Here is a 14830-nt window from a genome sequence, read left to right as displayed (position 1 = left end):
CCGAAGCTGAATGCGCCTAATGATTCACCCCATCAGGCCAACCACTTCCGGGCGTTTCGCAACACGGTCACGCTGAAACATCAAACAAATTCAACGTATCGACTCAGTCTTCGGGAGCACCTCATGAAACAGCAAATCTTGATCGTCGGCGCCGGTTTTGGCGGTGTATGGAGCGCACTCAGCGCGGCTCGCCTGCTCGACCAGCATGATCGCAATGACGTACAGATCAGCGTCCTGGCGCCCCAGGCCGAGTTGCGCATCCGCCCGCGTTTCTACGAACCCGACGTCCACACCATGATGGCGCCGTTGGCCGGGTTGTTCGACGCGGTCGGGGTAAATTTCGTCCAAGGCTTTGCCGAGAGCATCGACGTCAACCGCAAGCAGGTCGGCTATCGCGACGTGTTTGGCGGCCAAGGCACGCTGGGCTATGACCGGCTGGTACTGGCAGCGGGCAGCAAGCTGGTTCGCCCCGACCTTGAGGGCATGCTGGAGCATGCGTTCGACGTCGATGAGATCGAACAGGCGACGCGCCTCGAAGCCCACCTGAAATCCCTCGCCACCCTGCCCGACAGCCCCGCTCGCAACACCGTGGTGGTGGCCGGCGGCGGGTTTACCGGGATCGAAACCGCCACTGAGATGCCCGCCCGCCTGCGCGCCGTCCTGGGCAGCGACGCCAATATCCGCGTGATCGTGGTCGACCGGGGGCCGACAATCGGTGCGGCGCTGGGCGAAGGAATCAGCCCTTCGATCATCGAAGCGTCCGACCACCTTGGCATCGAGTGGATGCTCAATGCCTCGGTCGAATCGGTGGATGCCGGCGGCGTCACGCTGTCGGACGGCCAGCGCATCGAATCCAGGACCGTCATCTGGACCGTCGGTTTCCGCGCCAGCCCGCTGACCGAACAAGTGCCCGGCACCCACGATCGCCAGGGCCGGCTGCATGTCGACGGGAACCTGAAGGTGCTCGGGCAGAGCGATATCTTCGCCACCGGCGACGTGGCCTACGCCGCCACCGACGACCTGGGCAATTACGCGGCGATGTCCTGCCAGCACGCCATCGCCCTGGGCCGCTACGCGGGCAACAACGTGGCAGCCGATCTGCTGGGCGTCGCGCCGATGACCTACAGCCAACCCAAGTACGTGACGTGCCTGGACCTGGGCGCCTGGGGCGCGGTGTACACCGAAGGTTGGGATCGCCAGGTCAAGTTGGTCGGACAAGAAGCGAAGGACCTCAAGACCCAGATCAACTCTGTGTGGATCTACCCACCCGCCGCCGACCGCGCCACCGCACTGGCTGCCGCGGATCCATTGATCCCTGTCGCCTGATCCCAATGCCCTGAAACTCACGCGCCAACCGGCCAGTCCCTCCTTCTGTGCCGGACTTTCCCAAACGCCTGCCAAGGTTTTTTCGGCGGGCGTTTTTTATGCCCGTCCGACAAGCCAGCCTGGATATCGCCACTGCCTAGCAAAATCCGTTGCAACGCCCGTCGCGCTGCGCAAGCGGCTCACGGTAAGGTAGGCAAAATCATCCGGACCGAGGTGTGCCGTGGCGTCCTACTCCCTGCGTCAGTTGAAGTACTTTGTCATCACCGTGGAGTGTGGCAGCGTCGCCGAAGCCTCCCGCAAGCTGTATATCGCCCAACCGTCGATTGCCACGGCGGTCAAGGGCCTGGAGGACAGTTTCGGCGTGCAGTTGTTGATCCGTCATCACGCCCAGGGCGTCTCGCTGACGCCGGCCGGTGCGCGTTTCTATCGAAAGGCCCAGGAGCTGCTGCGCATGGCCCGGGAATTCGAACAGAACGCGTTGGCCGACAATGACGTCGTCAGCGGGCAGATCGACATCGGCTGCTTCGAGACCGTCGCCCCGCTCTACCTGCCACGGCTGATCGCCGGTTTTCGCGAGCGTTTTCCTGGCGTGGAGATCCGCGTGCAGGACGGCGAACAGCAGGAGTTGGTTCAAGGCCTGACCGGTGGACGTTTCGACCTGGCGATTTTTTATGAGCACGATCTCGACAGCACGATCGAAACCGAAGCGCTCACGGCACCGCAACGGCCGTACGCACTGCTGCCGGCCGGACACCGCTTTGCCAATCAATCCCAGGTATCGCTTCGCGACCTGGCGCTTGAGCCGATGATCCTCTTGGATGTGCAGCCCAGCCGCACCTATTTCGTCAGTATTTTCGAGGAGCTGGGCCTGACGCCAAACATCGTCTTCAGCTCGCCCTCCATCGAAATGGTGCGCGGCATGGTCGGCCAGGGATTTGGTTTCGCCGTGTTGGTGACCCGCCCGCAATCGAGCTGCACCTACGACGGACAGGACGTGGTGTGCGTCAGCATCGCCGAGGACGTAACCGGTTCGGCCCTGGTGGCCGGCTGGCTCAAGCGCGCGCACCTGACCAAGCCGGCGCAGCTGTTCGTGGATTACTGCAAGGAGCAGTTCGGGGAATGGCTGGCGTAGACCGGCGAGCCTCATACCTCCGTGGCGAGGGAGCTTGCTCCCGCTGGGCCGGTCCGACGCCTCGGGCGCAGCAGCCCCAAAAACCTGACGCGGTCCACCTGCTACACCGCGATCACAGGGTAAAGGGGGTGCTTCGCACCCCAGCGGGAGCAAGCTCCCTCGCCACAAGAGCGGTTCGATATTAGGTTGGATACTAGCGAGCCGCCCAGGCGTTGAAGCGCTGTTCCAGCTCTTCGCCATGGTCGACCCAGAACTCCGCGTCCACCGCTTGCGCCTGTGCCAGGTTGGCCTCGGCGGTGGGCAGTTGCTCGCGGACTTCAGCGGGCAGCAGGCCCAGTGTCTGGCGATGCACCGGTCCGTAGGGGATGTTCTCCGAGAAGACTTTCTGGGTCTGCGGCTGGCTGGCGAAGGCAATGAATTTCTCCGCCAAGGCCTTGTTTGGCGTGCCTTTCACCACCGCCCAATATTCCGGGTCATACAGGCTTTGCGGCCAGACGATGCTCAGTTTCATGCCCTCTTTCTGCGCCGAGGCGATGCGACCGTTGTAGGCTGCGCTCATCGCCACATCCCCGGCCACCAGCCATTGCGCCGGCTGGGCGCCCGCCTCCCACCACTGGATATTCGGCTTGATCTGGTCCAGCTTGGCAAATGCCCGCGCCACGCCTTCCGGCGTATTCAAGACCTTGTACACATCTTCTGTCTTGACGCCGTCCGCCAGCAAGGCGATTTCCAGGGTGTACTTGGCCCCCTTGCGCAACCCACGCTTGCCCGGGTATTCGGTCACGTTCCAGAAATCGGCCCAGGAGGTGGGTGCCTTGGCGAGCTTGCTCTGGTCATAGGCCAGGACCATCGACCAGACGTACGTGGCCACGCCGCACTCAGTGAGCGCTCCCGGAACGAAATCCGCAGGCTTCCCTATGGCCGCCGGGTCGAGTCTTTCGAACAAGCCTTCCTCGCAACCACGCAGCAGTTCGGGGCTCTCCACTTCGACCACATCCCAACTGGTATGCCCGGCCGCGACCATCGCCTTGATCTTCGACAGCTCGCCGTTGTACTCGCCGGCCACGATGTTTCCCGCACCGCTGGCGTTGAAGGGTTGGAAGTAGGCCTTGTCCTGGGCCAACTTGGTGGCGCCGCCGAATGAAATCACGGTCAGGCTTTGTGGCGCGGCCAGGACGCTGGTACTCAGCAACGCCAGGGCACACGCCATGTTGTAACGCAAGGATCTGGACATGAATCGGTTCCTCGAAAATGCCGGCTCGCCCGCACGAGCCGGCGACGGACTCAGAGGCGACCGTAAGCGCGGGCGGTGCGGTCTACAGCAATACGGGTCTTGTCGACCAGTTCGTCGATATCGGCATGGCTGGCCACGAGCGCCGGGGCCATGATCATCCGGCCCAAGGTGGAGCGAATGATCAGGCCCTCCTCGAAACCGAAGGTGCGGCATTGCCAGGCCATTTCGTTTTCGTTGGCAAAGCGCTTGCGGCTGTTCCTGTCTTCGGCCAGTTGCAGGGCCGCGACCATGCCGGCGCCCTGGATCTCGCCGATCAGCGGGTGCCCGTCGAACGTTTCCCGCAGGCACCGTTGCAGATACGGCCCGGTGTCGTCCTTGACCCGTGTCACGATGCCCTCGTCGCGCAGGGCCTTGAGGTTGGCTATCGCCACCGCGGCCGCCACCGGGTGCCCGGAATACGTCAGGCCGTGGGCGAACACGCCGCCCTGCTCCACCAACACTTCGGCCATGCGTTTGGACAGGACCAGGCCACCCATGGGGATGTAGCCGCTGGTCAGGCCCTTGGCGATGGACAATGTGTCGGGCTCGAAGCCGAAATACTCATGGGCGAACCATTCGCCGGTGCGACCGAAGCCACCGATGACTTCGTCGGCGCACAGCAATACGTCGTACTGCCGGCAAATGCGTTGGATTTCCGGCCAGTAGCTCTCTGGCGGAAAAATCATGCCGCCGGCCCCCTGGAAGGGTTCGGCCACGAACGCCGCGACATTCTCGGCGCCCAGTTCGAGGATTTTCTCTTCCAACTGCCGGGCCGCCCGCAGGCCAAACTCGGCTGGGGTCAGGTCACCTTCGTGGGCGAACCAGTACGGCTCGTCGATGTGCGCGACATCCGGGATCACCCCGCCCATTTCGTGCATGAACTTCATGCCGCCCAGCGCCGACGCGCCCAGGGTCGAGCCGTGATAGCCGTTCCAGCGACCGATCATGATTTTCTTCTGCGCCTTGCCGAGGATCTGCCAATAGCGGCGCACGGTACGAATCAGCACCTCGTTGGCCTCGGAGCCGGAGTTGGTGTAGATGGCGTGGCTGTAATGATCCGGCAGCAGGCTGAACAGCAGCTCGGACAGCTCCACCACGGCCGGATGGGTGGTGTGGAAGAACATGTTGTAGTACGGCAATTGCTCCAGCTGACGGCTGGCCGCTGCCGCCAGGTCCTGGCGCCCGTAGCCCAGGTTGGTGCACCAAAGGCCCGACATGCCGTCCAGATAACGCTTGCCATCGTTGTCCCAGAGCGCCAGCCCTTCGCCACGGACGATGACCCGTGGCCCTTCGGCATTGAGGGCTTTCTGGTCGAGAAACGCATGGATGTGGTGCGCCGCATCCAGGGCCTGATATTCGCGGGTGCTGCGGTTCGGGTTCAATGGCGCGTTCATTAAAGGTCTCCTTTGTTGATCTTGTCGGTTTCGGTGCCCTGGACAGACGCCAGCGGCTCGGGCTTGAACAGCGGTTTGCCCATCACGCACTTGACCCACACCAGCGCGATCAGCGAAACGATGCCCAGCACCGCGCCAGCGCTGGCGAAGATCGGAACAGTCATTTCAGGGCTGGGGGACACGTGCCAGATGGCAAAGAGCATGCCGGCAATGCCGAACAGCTGCGGCACCGGGTAGAACGGCGTGCGAAACGGCCGGTGGACATGGGGATAGCGGCGCCGCAGGGCAATCACGTTGATGTGAGTGATGACGTAGGCCAGCAGCCAGGCCAGGGCCGCCGCCAGAAGCAAAAGGTTGATGGCGTCGGGCGTGTCGTGCATCAGCAGCAGCGGCAAGCCGGTAACCAGCGCCACGAACAGCACCGCCACCCAAGGAGCACCGCTGCGCTTGCCCTGGCGCTTGAAGATGCCGAACGCCTGGCCGCTACGGGCCATGCCCAGCAACATGCGCGGTATGGCAGCGAGGGAACTGTTCAGCGTACTGCACGTTGCGGTGATGGCGGCGGTCACCAGGAATACCTGCCCGGCCTCGCCGAACACCGAAGTCGCGAACAGATAGTGCGGCAAGCCATTGCTGGCGAGCTCAGCCTGGGGAACGGTGAGCAAAGCGCCCAGGCAATACAGGCAGATAATGACGAAGATCACCGTCAGGCCAATCATCATCGAGGCCGGGATGTTGCGTTCCGGACGGCGGGTTTCCTCGACCAGTGGGCAGACGAATTCGGCCCCGACAAATCCCCACACCGCCATCGCGGTCAGGGCAATGACACCGAGCCCCATGGGGTTCCAGCCCGTAGCCGCCACCAACGTCGATACGCTGCCTGCCCCATCGCTCGCCAAGGCGCCGAGGCCCATGACCAACAGCATCACCGTCATGACCAAGGCCAACACCGTTTGAAGCCGAGAGAAAATGTCGATGTTGAACAGGTTGAGCACCGTGAACAGGCACAGCACGCCAACCGCGACACTCAACGGCGGCATCGAGTGCGGGTAGACCTTGTCGATGATGAATTCCATCAGCAGCAGTTCCGCCGACAGGGCAAACATCGCCACCACCACATAACCGGAAAACGTCGCCAGGATCGCCGGGAACTGGCCGATGGCGACTTCGGTGTAACTGCTCAGGCTGCCTGCGCGCGGAATCATCAAGGCCAGTTCGGAAAACGAACAGGCGTAGCTCAGGGCCAACAGCCAGGCCAAGGCCAACGGAATCACGAAGCCCAGCCCGGCGATCCCGGCCCCTTGCAGCATCAGCACCATGACGCCCTGGGAAACCACCAGGCCCACGGCGACGGCCAACAAGGCGCTCAGGCCCAGCCGTTTGCGGGGGCCGACCTGCGATGGCGTAACGGTTTGTAGCGGCACGCTTGAGGAACTGTCCATCGGTTGCTCCGTTTTCTTTTTTTAGGGAGAACAAATCGATTGCGAACGACGACCTGGACCGCGGTCAGCTGCGCAGCTGGATCCAGGTGGTCTTCAGTTGTGTGTATTTGTCGAAGGCGTGCAGCGACAGATCGCGTCCGAAGCCCGATTGCTTGCCGCCGCCAAAGGGCACGGTGACGTCGAGGGCGTCCACGGTATTGACCGACACCGTGCCCGCGTTCAAACGCCGCGCCACACGGTGGGCCCGGTTCAGGTCGTCGGTCCACACGGAGGCCGCCAGGCCGTAGATGTGTTCGTTGGCCATGGCGATGGCCTGCTCTTCGTCATCGAACGCGCTGATTGCCAGCACCGGCCCGAACACCTCTTCATGGGCCAATTGCATGGTTGGGCGCACGTCGGTGAAGATCGTCGGTTCGATGAAATTGCTCGACCCATTAATGTTCAGTTGGCGTCCCCCACACACCAGGCGTGCGCCTTCAGCCTTGGCCTGCTGGATGTATTGCATGACCCTCGCGGTCTGACGCGCATCGACGATAGCGCCGGCAGGGCTCGCAGGGTCCAACGGATCGCCGGGTTGCCACAGGCGAGCCTGTTCCACCAGGCGTTCTACGAACGCGTCGTGAATCGACCGTTGGACCAACAACCGCGAGTTAGCCGAGCACACTTCGCCTTGGTTGAAGAAGATTCCGAACGCGGCTTTGCGCGCCGCCAGGTCGAGGTCCTGACAATCGGCAAACACCAGGTTCGGGCTCTTGCCACCGCACTCCAGCCAGACCTGCTTGAGGTTCGATCGGGCCGAGTACTGCATGAAATATTTACCGACCTCGGTCGATCCGGTGAACACCAGCGAATCGACGTCCGGGTGCAAGCCGAGCGCCCGCCCGGCCTGCTCGCCCAGGCCCGGCACGACGTTGAGCACACCCGGTGGCACGCCTGCCTCGAGGGCCAGTTCAGCCAGGCGCAGGGCCGAAAACGGCGATTGCTCCGCCGGCTTGAGCACGACACTGTTGCCCGCCGCCAACGCTGGCGCGACTTTCCAGGCCGCCATGTCCAACGGAAAATTCCACGGCACCACCGCCGCAATCACGCCGAGCGGAACGCGGGTAATCGTGGCGAGGACGTTCGCCGCCGAGGGCGCGACCTGGTCGTAGAGTTTGTCGAGGCTTTCGCCATACCAGGCAAAAACATGGGCGGCACCCGGCACGTCGATGTTCCAGGCATCCATGACCGGTTTGCCCATGCTCAAGCAATCCAGCAGCGCCAGTTCCTCGCGATGAGCCAGCATCAACTGAGACAAACGCAACAACACGGCCTTGCGCTCGCTGGGCGCCATGCGCGCCCAAGGGCCCTGCTCGAATGCCATGCGTGCGCTTTTCACGGCAAGGTCCACTTCCGGTTCAGCGCAGGCCACGACATTGGCGAGCAACACGCCGTTGGCGGGGTTGATCACTTCGAATCGGGCGCCATCGAGGGCTTCGTGGGGCTCGCCGTCGATCAGGGCGCTGTCGCGCAGGCGCACTTGAGCGGCACGCGCCTTCCAATCATTGAATTCGTTCACGGGTATTTCCTTGGATCAAACGTCATTGGGTTCGCTGAGGTAAACCGCCAGGCGGTCCATCAAGCGATCGCAGGCAGCCATTTGCTCGACGCTCACGTATTCGTCGGGTTTGTGGCCTTGGTCCATGCTGCCGGGGCCGCACACCACCGTTGGGATGCCGGCCTGGTGGAACAGCCCGCCCTCGGTGCCGAACGCCACGGTGCCGAAACCGTCGTTGCCGCACAGCCGGGCCACCAGGCGCGCGGCCGCGCTGTGCGGCGAGGTCGCCAGGCCCGGGTAAGCGGACAAGGGTTCGAAACGAATGGCGGTGTCGGCGTTTATTGCCTTCATCCTGGGCAGCAGCGTCTGTTCGGCGTAATCGCGCAACTGCTCGACCACTGCCTGCGGGGCGAAGTCCGGCAAGGCGCGCACCTCGAAATCGAAGCGGCAATCGGCCGGGACAATGTTCAATGCCGTGCCGCCCTGGATCACGCCGACCTGTACGGTCGAATACGCCGGGTCGAAACGCGGATCGTGTCGTGAGGGCTCGGCCAGCTCCGCACCGATCTCACCCAGATGGCCGATCAAGCGCGCCGCCTGTTCGATGGCATTGACCCCGTAAGGCGCATAGGCGGAATGGCAAGGCGCGCCCTTGACGTGGCAACGCATCGCCAACTTGCCCTTGTGGCCCAACACCGGTCGCAGCTCGGTGGGCTCGCCGATCAGGCACAAGGCCGGTTGCGGGACGCGTTGCGGCAGGACTTCCAGCAGGCCGCGCACGCCCAGGCAACCGATTTCTTCGTCATAAGAGAACGCCAGGTGTACAGGACGCTTCAACGGGCTGGACAGGAATGTCGGCACCGCAGCCAGCACCGAGGCCAGGTAGCCTTTCATGTCCGCCGTACCGCGTCCGAACAAATTGCCGTCCCGCTCGCTAAGGCGGAACGGCTCCGCGGTCCAGGCTTGCCCGTCCACCGGCACTACATCAGTGTGCCCGGACAACACCACGCCGCCCGGCACCGACGGGCCGATGCTCGCCAGCAGGTTGGCCTTGGTCCGTTCCGTGTTGTAGATCAGCTCGCTGGTCACGCCCAGGCCGTGCAGGTAATCGCGAACGAACTCGATCAACGCCAGGTTCGAATCGCGGCTGACCGTGGCAAAGCCCACCAGCTCGGCGAGTAATGCACGGCTGCGCAACTCACTCATCGCCCGGCACCCCGTAGCTGGGCGCCTGGGTTGGATCGAGGGCGCGAGTGAGGTAGTCCTGCAACTGCGGCTGATAGGCGAGCCAGAGTTTTTCCAGTTCGCCGATGGGATTTTCATCCGCCCAATCGACCCGTAGATCGACGATTGGCCAGGTCAGGTCATCCACCACCGACAACGCCGCCGAATGCACCGCCCCGGCTTCTCCGCCTGCGGCCTGGCCCGCCTGCAACGCGCTCAACAGGCGGGACGCGAGGCTGCCCTCACCCTGTTCGAATGCCGTGACCATTGCGGCAATGACCCCGTCGCCCGCCAGCAGGTTGCCGGCCGCCACACACTGTTCGCCGACCCCGGCGCCATGGACGCCCAACGCGTGGCGACCGCTGAAAACCGCCGTGCGCCCCTGGGCATCCACCACGGCCACCTGGCGATACTCGCTGTAGCCGTTGCGTGCCAGGGCACGGTCCAGCGCCTCTTGGGCCACCGAACCGGCGGCCAATTCGTCGAGGATCTGCGGGCCCAGCGCAGGCAATGTGATGTTCTGGCTCGACACCGCGCCAACCCCTGCCCGCAGCCAGGGGCAACGGGCGCCGACGGCAATGCTCGACGAGCTGATGGCGATGCCCAACTGGCCGGTTTCGGCGCAGCGTCCGACGATGGAAAACGTCATGTCGTGCTCCTTATTCGGGGATGACCGCGATCACATCGATTTCCATCAGCCACTGCGGCTGGCCGAGGGCACTGACCACCAGCCCGGTGGAAATCGGGAACACGCCCTTGAGCCATTTGCCGACCTCCTGGTACACCGGCTCGCGGTAGCGCGGGTCGATCAGGTAGGTGGTGGTCTTGACGATGTGGCTCAGGTCACTGCCGGCTTCTTCCAGCAGTTGCTTGACGTTGCGCATGGCCTGTTCGGCCTGGGCCCGCGGATCGCCGAGGCCCACCAGCTGGCCGTTGAAATCGGTGCCGACCTGCCCACGGACGTAAACGGTATTGCCCGCGCGCACGGCCTGGCACAGGTCGTTGTCCAGGGTCTGGTTGGGATAGGTGTCCTTGGTGTTGAACATGCGGATGCGAGTGTGAGTAGGCATCAACGAACTCCCGTCAGGCTGGTTTTCAAAGGTTGCGAAATGCGCTGGGATGCATCGCGGTAGTCGAGATACGTGCGCTGTTTGACGATGTGGTCGGTGATATGCCGGGCGTCGTGCCACACGCCCCAGATGAACGCCGACCCCCGGCGCGACAGCCAAGGCAGGCCGACAAAATAGAGGCCAGGTTCGCTGCAGACCCCACGCTGATGCCGAGGCTTGCCATCGGCTTTGAATGCATCGACGTTCAGCCAGCTGTAATCCACCGAGTACCCGGTGGCCCAGATGATGGTGCTGACACCCGCCTCGACCAGGTCCAGCTCAAGGATCGGATGGGTCATGCATTCAGGATCGGGCAATAGCCGGCGCGCCTCGGGCTCGGGCGGCAGGTCCAGGCCATTGCGCTCGATATAGGCATCGGCGGCGTCGAGCAACGCCAGGTAGTTTTCATCGCCACGGGCGACGTTTTCGGCAAGGTTGGATTCGAAACTCACTACGTGGCCGTTGAACGCTCGGGTCAGGCCCACCAGCGTGATGCCCTCGTGGGCCAGCCGGCGGAAATCCACGGTGTGGCCGCCCCGGGCGCCACTCACAGCGATGGTCACGTGCTCCTTGCCCGGCTTGACCGCCTCGGCGTCCCACTCGCCCAGCACCCCGAGCCACCAGCAGAAATCCCGATTGCGATAGGCGCGTGGCGGACGATCATGGGCACCGACAGAGAGGTAGACCTGCTTGCCGGCCCGCTGCAATTCATCGGCGATCTGCACCCCCGACGACCCCGCTCCCACCACGAGCACGGCGCCTTCGGCCAACTGCCCGGGGTTGCGGTATTGCGCCGAGTGAATCTGGGTGACCGCAGGCATCTGCGGCGCGATGGGCGGGATGACGGGACGTTGGAAGGGCCCGGTGGCGACCACCACGTTAGTGGCTTCGATCACACCGTCGGAGGTATCAATAGTAAAACCTGGGCGACCGACAGTGCGCTCGACCTTGCGCACTTCCACACCCGTGCGGATCGGCGCGTTGAACTTGCGGGCGTAGGCTTCGAAGTACTCGGCAACCTGGTCCTTGGAGGCGAACGCATCGGGATCCAGGCCGTCGAATTCCAGCCCAGGAAAGCGGTCATGCCAGGCCGGGCCGTTGGCGACCAGCGAGTCCCAGCGCGCCGTGCGCCAGGCCTCGGCGATGCGGTCGCGCTCCACCACCAGATGCGGCACGCCTTGGCGGCTCAAATGTTCACTCATGGCGACGCCGGCCTGGCCGGCGCCTATTACAAGCGTATCGATGCGTAGGGTTTCAACGGGCATGTCTTGGCACTTCCGGCAGAGGGTTTGGCTCAAGTCGGCGTGTCGCCGCCTCGGGTTCCGGTTTCTTGTTGTTCTGCGATTGCAGCTATCGAAACAAGCTGTCGAGGCGATTGTGTTGGCAGGCGGGAATTTACGAAACGAGGGTTTTTGTTGTGGCTGGGAAGGAAAAAACTGGTTGGAACAAAATCGCGCCAGGCAGGGGCGGTTCACCCGGCATTGGGCCTGTGGAAGCGCCCGAGGCAATTGTCGCCGACTTGGATAGAGCACGTTCAAACCAAAACCACTGCGTTGGTATTGCGGCAATACACGCACCAACCGGCCAGCTTCCAGGCTGCTCAGGGCTGACGGCAGCACGGCGATGCCCAGCCCCGCCACCGGGCCTGGCGCAAGGCTTGCGCGGTATCGGCGTTGAAGCGGCTGGGTATCTGCACTTCTCCTTCATTGCCATCGGGGCCAACCAGGCGCACCGATGCCTACGGCGGCTCGATCGAGCATCGCGCACGCTTCCTCAAAGAGGAGGTCAAGTCGGTGATCGAGGACTTTAGCGCCGGCCGCGTTGGCGTTCGCCTGTCGCCGATCTTCAATTACTTCTCAGGCGACTTTCGACCACACGGCCCGGATGCTCAGCCGTTATGGCTTGGCGTACCTGCACATCGTGGGGCGGCGAAGGACCGTTCGATTTCCTCGAACTCAGCGCCGCTTCGGCGGGCCCTATATCGCCAACGGCGGCTACAGCGTCGAACGCGCTGGCACGGCCATCAGTGAGGGCACCGCCGACGTGGTGTCATTTGGAACACCGTTCCTGGCACACCTGGATCTGGTGGAGCGCTTCCGATTGGGTGAGGCGTTGAACGCGGCCGATCCGGCCACGTTCTATCAGGGCGAGGCGCAGGGTTATACGGATTTATCCGACACTGACCGGGCATCAAGGGCAACAGTAAGAACCAAAGGTCATGGCTGAACCCTCGTGGTGTCACGAAGGTTTTGTTTTCAGGCAGTCGCATCTTCCGGTTCGATTACCGCAACAATCTCCGGAACGTAAGCAAAACCCGCTGCCTCCCAATCCCGCCAGCCTGGTGTTTCGTCCGGCAACCACGGCGACGCAATCGGTGCGATCCGCACGGCCGTCCATTTGCCTTGCACTTGAACCTCCTCATACCACCCCGCTTCGACATAGCCAGCCATTTCAACGGCCAACGGCATGAAGTTTCCTGCGCGGGCGAGGGGTTCAAGCTTCCAGTCCGGCAGCAGTTTTTTCCGGACCCGGGCGAGACGTTTTGATTGCAATTCAGATAACACAACGGGCAGTTCATCATATTGACAGGTACGCTGGTTGGGCACCTCGCCTACGAACTTGGTGAACCCCAGCGATTGATACTTGGCGGCGAGCGTATCCATCTCTTCTCCCGTACGCACATGGAATTTGATTGAACCCAAATCCAGTGCGCTGTCGGTGAAATTCACCTGGGAGTCCATTTGCGCCAGGATATAGAACTGAGCGGGAAAGACCGCTTCCTTGAGATTCTTGTCTTCAATAATGTTCCAGCGGCAGGTCTTGTTCAGCCTCCAGGTATCCGGTGATGCGGTGCTCTTGATTTCCAGTGTCACGCCCCAGCTCAACTGCAAATCAAATACATCACCATGAGGTTGCACTTGGTAGAACTGCTCGATGCTTCGGGTCAGGTCACCTTTGCGAGGCGTGTAGGTAGTTAACGTCCTGACCGTATCTCCGACGATGTCATCGTTGTTGGCGATCAGCTTTCTGGCCACCAGATATTCGATCAGCACACCTCGCAGAACCGGTACGTTCATGTTGGAAAAAGCCCATTGCCAAAAGTCGTTGGCCGTATGAGGCGTAGCTGATTCACCAAAGGAAAAGGTGGTTCCCGCGTCGAGAAAGCGCCTTAGATTTTCGATTTGCATTGCGTCCCTGCCATCCCACCAAAATAGAGGCAAAATGATGGCACACCCAGTGACCGATAGCTATAACGACGTTCACTCATTGCACAGGCCTGTTTAAAAGCTCGTGCAGAAACAGCGGCAGCATCAAGCGAAAGAAGTAACCGCTAGGTGCTTTCAGGCACATCGATCTGCAACGCCACCACCCGCCTCGCCACCGGCCCCACCGACGTGGCCGTCGCGGCTTCGACCAGAGCATCCACGGCTTCTTCGGCCAGGGTGGTCACCGGGTGGGAGAGCACCGCCTGGACCAATCCGGTTTTCAACGCCTCCCGGGTCAGCGGCGTCAGGTCATGGCACACCACGACGGGCAGGCGCAGCTGTTGCTGCTGGAGGCTGCGCAGGGCCCGCAATACCCCGGCGATGCCGCCGCCGGCCACGTAAAGCCCCGCCAGGTCGGGTTCTGCCGTGAGCAGGTCGACGGTGTTGCCATAAGCAAACTCGTCGTCCTCCAGGGTCAGGCGCGAGGCGAGCAGCTCCCATTCGCCGGTTTGCTCCGCCAAGTAGCTGCGAAAGCTCAATTCGCACAATTCCTGGCATTGGAAACGCTGGCTGCTGAGCATGACCGCCGCTGGCCCGGGCTGCCTGGCGAGGCGGCTGATGAACCAACCGGCGGTGCGTCCCGTGAGGCGATTGTCGAGGCCGGCGTAACCAGTGCCGGCGCCGCTGGACAGTTCCGAGAGCAGCGCCACGACCGATATGCCTGTCGCGCGCAATTGGGCCACCGCCTCACGCACCTTGGGGTGATCGACCGCCACCACGCCAAGGCCGTCCACCTGGTCACGCAAGGCGAGGATGCGTTGGGCCACGTTGACCGGATCAAGGTCGTCCAGGTAACCAATGACCACGCGAATCCGCGCTCGCGTGCAGGTGGCGGCGGTGTTTGACAGGGCGTGGGCCAGCCCCTGATAGAACGGCACCCCGCTTTTCTGCAACAGGAACCCCAGACGCAGGGTGGGACGGTCGTTGAGCACACGCTGCTCGATCACCCCCTTGGCATGGAAGCCCAAGCGCCCCGCCGCTGCCGCGATGCGCTGGGCGGTGTCGGCACGCACGTCGGCGCGCAGGTTCAGCACCCGGTCCACCGTCGACAGGCTCACACCGGCTTCCCGGGCGACATCGGCCATGGTGGGGCGCAATTTTCGGCGTGGCTGCTTTGACATGTCTTG

The 14830-nt window shown here is 62.9% G+C and carries 13 protein-coding genes and 2 pseudogenes; 4 read left to right on the top strand and 11 right to left on the bottom strand.

Annotated features, from left to right (window positions below; all coding sequences use genetic code 11):
* The first annotated feature begins 123 nt into the window (after positions 1 to 123).
* The gene (locus J3P76_RS12150; RefSeq protein WP_420763831.1) at positions 124 to 1326 is read left to right on the top strand and encodes an NAD(P)/FAD-dependent oxidoreductase; all 1203 of its coding nucleotides are present in this window, start codon (positions 124 to 126) and stop codon (positions 1324 to 1326) included.
* A 220-nt stretch (positions 1327 to 1546) separates the two neighbouring features.
* Entirely contained in the window at positions 1547 to 2458 is a 912-nt protein-coding gene (locus J3P76_RS12145) for a LysR family transcriptional regulator (RefSeq protein ID WP_434701992.1), read from the top strand.
* A 193-nt stretch (positions 2459 to 2651) separates the two neighbouring features.
* Here the strand turns inward: J3P76_RS12145 and J3P76_RS12140 are convergent, their stop codons facing one another.
* From J3P76_RS12140 to J3P76_RS12100, 9 genes and pseudogenes are all read right to left on the bottom strand, one after another.
* Complete coding sequence (locus J3P76_RS12140) at positions 2652 to 3668, bottom strand: ABC transporter substrate-binding protein (protein WP_434564110.1); 1017 nt, start codon at positions 3666 to 3668, stop codon at positions 2652 to 2654.
* Between the two features lie 74 nt (positions 3669 to 3742).
* Entirely contained in the window at positions 3743 to 5125 is a 1383-nt protein-coding gene (locus J3P76_RS12135; RefSeq protein ID WP_434558970.1) for an aspartate aminotransferase family protein, read from the bottom strand.
* A complete protein-coding gene (locus J3P76_RS12130; protein ID WP_434701991.1) occupies positions 5125 to 6567 on the bottom strand; it encodes an APC family permease in 1443 nt (480 codons plus the stop codon). The genes J3P76_RS12135 and J3P76_RS12130 overlap by 1 nt, the downstream gene beginning before the upstream one ends.
* A 64-nt stretch (positions 6568 to 6631) precedes the next feature.
* Entirely contained in the window at positions 6632 to 8125 is a 1494-nt protein-coding gene (locus tag J3P76_RS12125; protein WP_434676479.1) for an aldehyde dehydrogenase, read from the bottom strand.
* A 15-nt stretch (positions 8126 to 8140) separates the two neighbouring features.
* On the bottom strand, positions 8141 to 9310 hold the full coding sequence (gene argE, locus J3P76_RS12120; protein ID WP_434605870.1) for an acetylornithine deacetylase: 1170 nt from the start codon (positions 9308 to 9310) through the stop codon (positions 8141 to 8143).
* Complete coding sequence (locus tag J3P76_RS12115) at positions 9303 to 9977, bottom strand: DUF1028 domain-containing protein (protein ID WP_434676478.1); 675 nt, start codon at positions 9975 to 9977, stop codon at positions 9303 to 9305. The genes argE and J3P76_RS12115 overlap by 8 nt, the downstream gene beginning before the upstream one ends.
* A gap of 10 nt (positions 9978 to 9987) precedes the next feature.
* Positions 9988 to 10398: a RidA family protein gene (locus J3P76_RS12110; protein WP_003201555.1), complete on the bottom strand. Its 411-nt coding sequence runs from the start codon at positions 10396 to 10398 to the stop codon at positions 9988 to 9990.
* A complete protein-coding gene (locus J3P76_RS12105) occupies positions 10398 to 11702 on the bottom strand; it encodes a flavin-containing monooxygenase (RefSeq protein ID WP_434702035.1) in 1305 nt (434 codons plus the stop codon). The genes J3P76_RS12110 and J3P76_RS12105 overlap by 1 nt, the downstream gene beginning before the upstream one ends.
* Positions 11703 to 11930: 228 nt before the next feature.
* A pseudogene (locus J3P76_RS12100) lies at positions 11931 to 12166 on the bottom strand (LysR substrate-binding domain-containing protein); the annotation flags it as partial.
* Between J3P76_RS12100 and J3P76_RS12095 the strand changes: the two are divergent.
* Together J3P76_RS12095 and J3P76_RS12090 are read left to right on the top strand one after the other, a co-directional pair.
* Positions 12111 to 12224, top strand: a pseudogene (locus J3P76_RS12095) (hypothetical protein); the annotation flags it as partial. The pseudogenes J3P76_RS12100 and J3P76_RS12095 sit on opposite strands and share 56 nt — an antisense overlap.
* Positions 12225 to 12321: 97 nt before the next feature.
* On the top strand, positions 12322 to 12663 hold the full coding sequence (locus J3P76_RS12090; protein WP_434611699.1) for a hypothetical protein: 342 nt from the start codon (positions 12322 to 12324) through the stop codon (positions 12661 to 12663).
* A gap of 29 nt (positions 12664 to 12692) precedes the next feature.
* Here the strand turns inward: J3P76_RS12090 and J3P76_RS12085 are convergent, their stop codons facing one another.
* Together J3P76_RS12085 and J3P76_RS12080 are read right to left on the bottom strand one after the other, a co-directional pair.
* A complete protein-coding gene (locus J3P76_RS12085) occupies positions 12693 to 13625 on the bottom strand; it encodes a hypothetical protein (protein ID WP_434605873.1) in 933 nt (310 codons plus the stop codon).
* Positions 13626 to 13768: 143 nt separating this feature from the next.
* Positions 13769 to 14824, bottom strand: coding sequence for a LacI family DNA-binding transcriptional regulator (locus tag J3P76_RS12080; RefSeq protein ID WP_434701990.1), 1056 nt, complete (start codon positions 14822 to 14824; stop codon positions 13769 to 13771).
* Positions 14825 to 14830 lie beyond the last annotated feature (6 nt).

Origin of the sequence: Pseudomonas sp. D1-36, from assembly GCF_051132205.1 — a bacterium.
Lineage (GTDB): Bacteria > Pseudomonadota > Gammaproteobacteria > Pseudomonadales > Pseudomonadaceae > Aquipseudomonas.
This window is presented reverse-complemented; position numbering and strand designations above follow the sequence as displayed.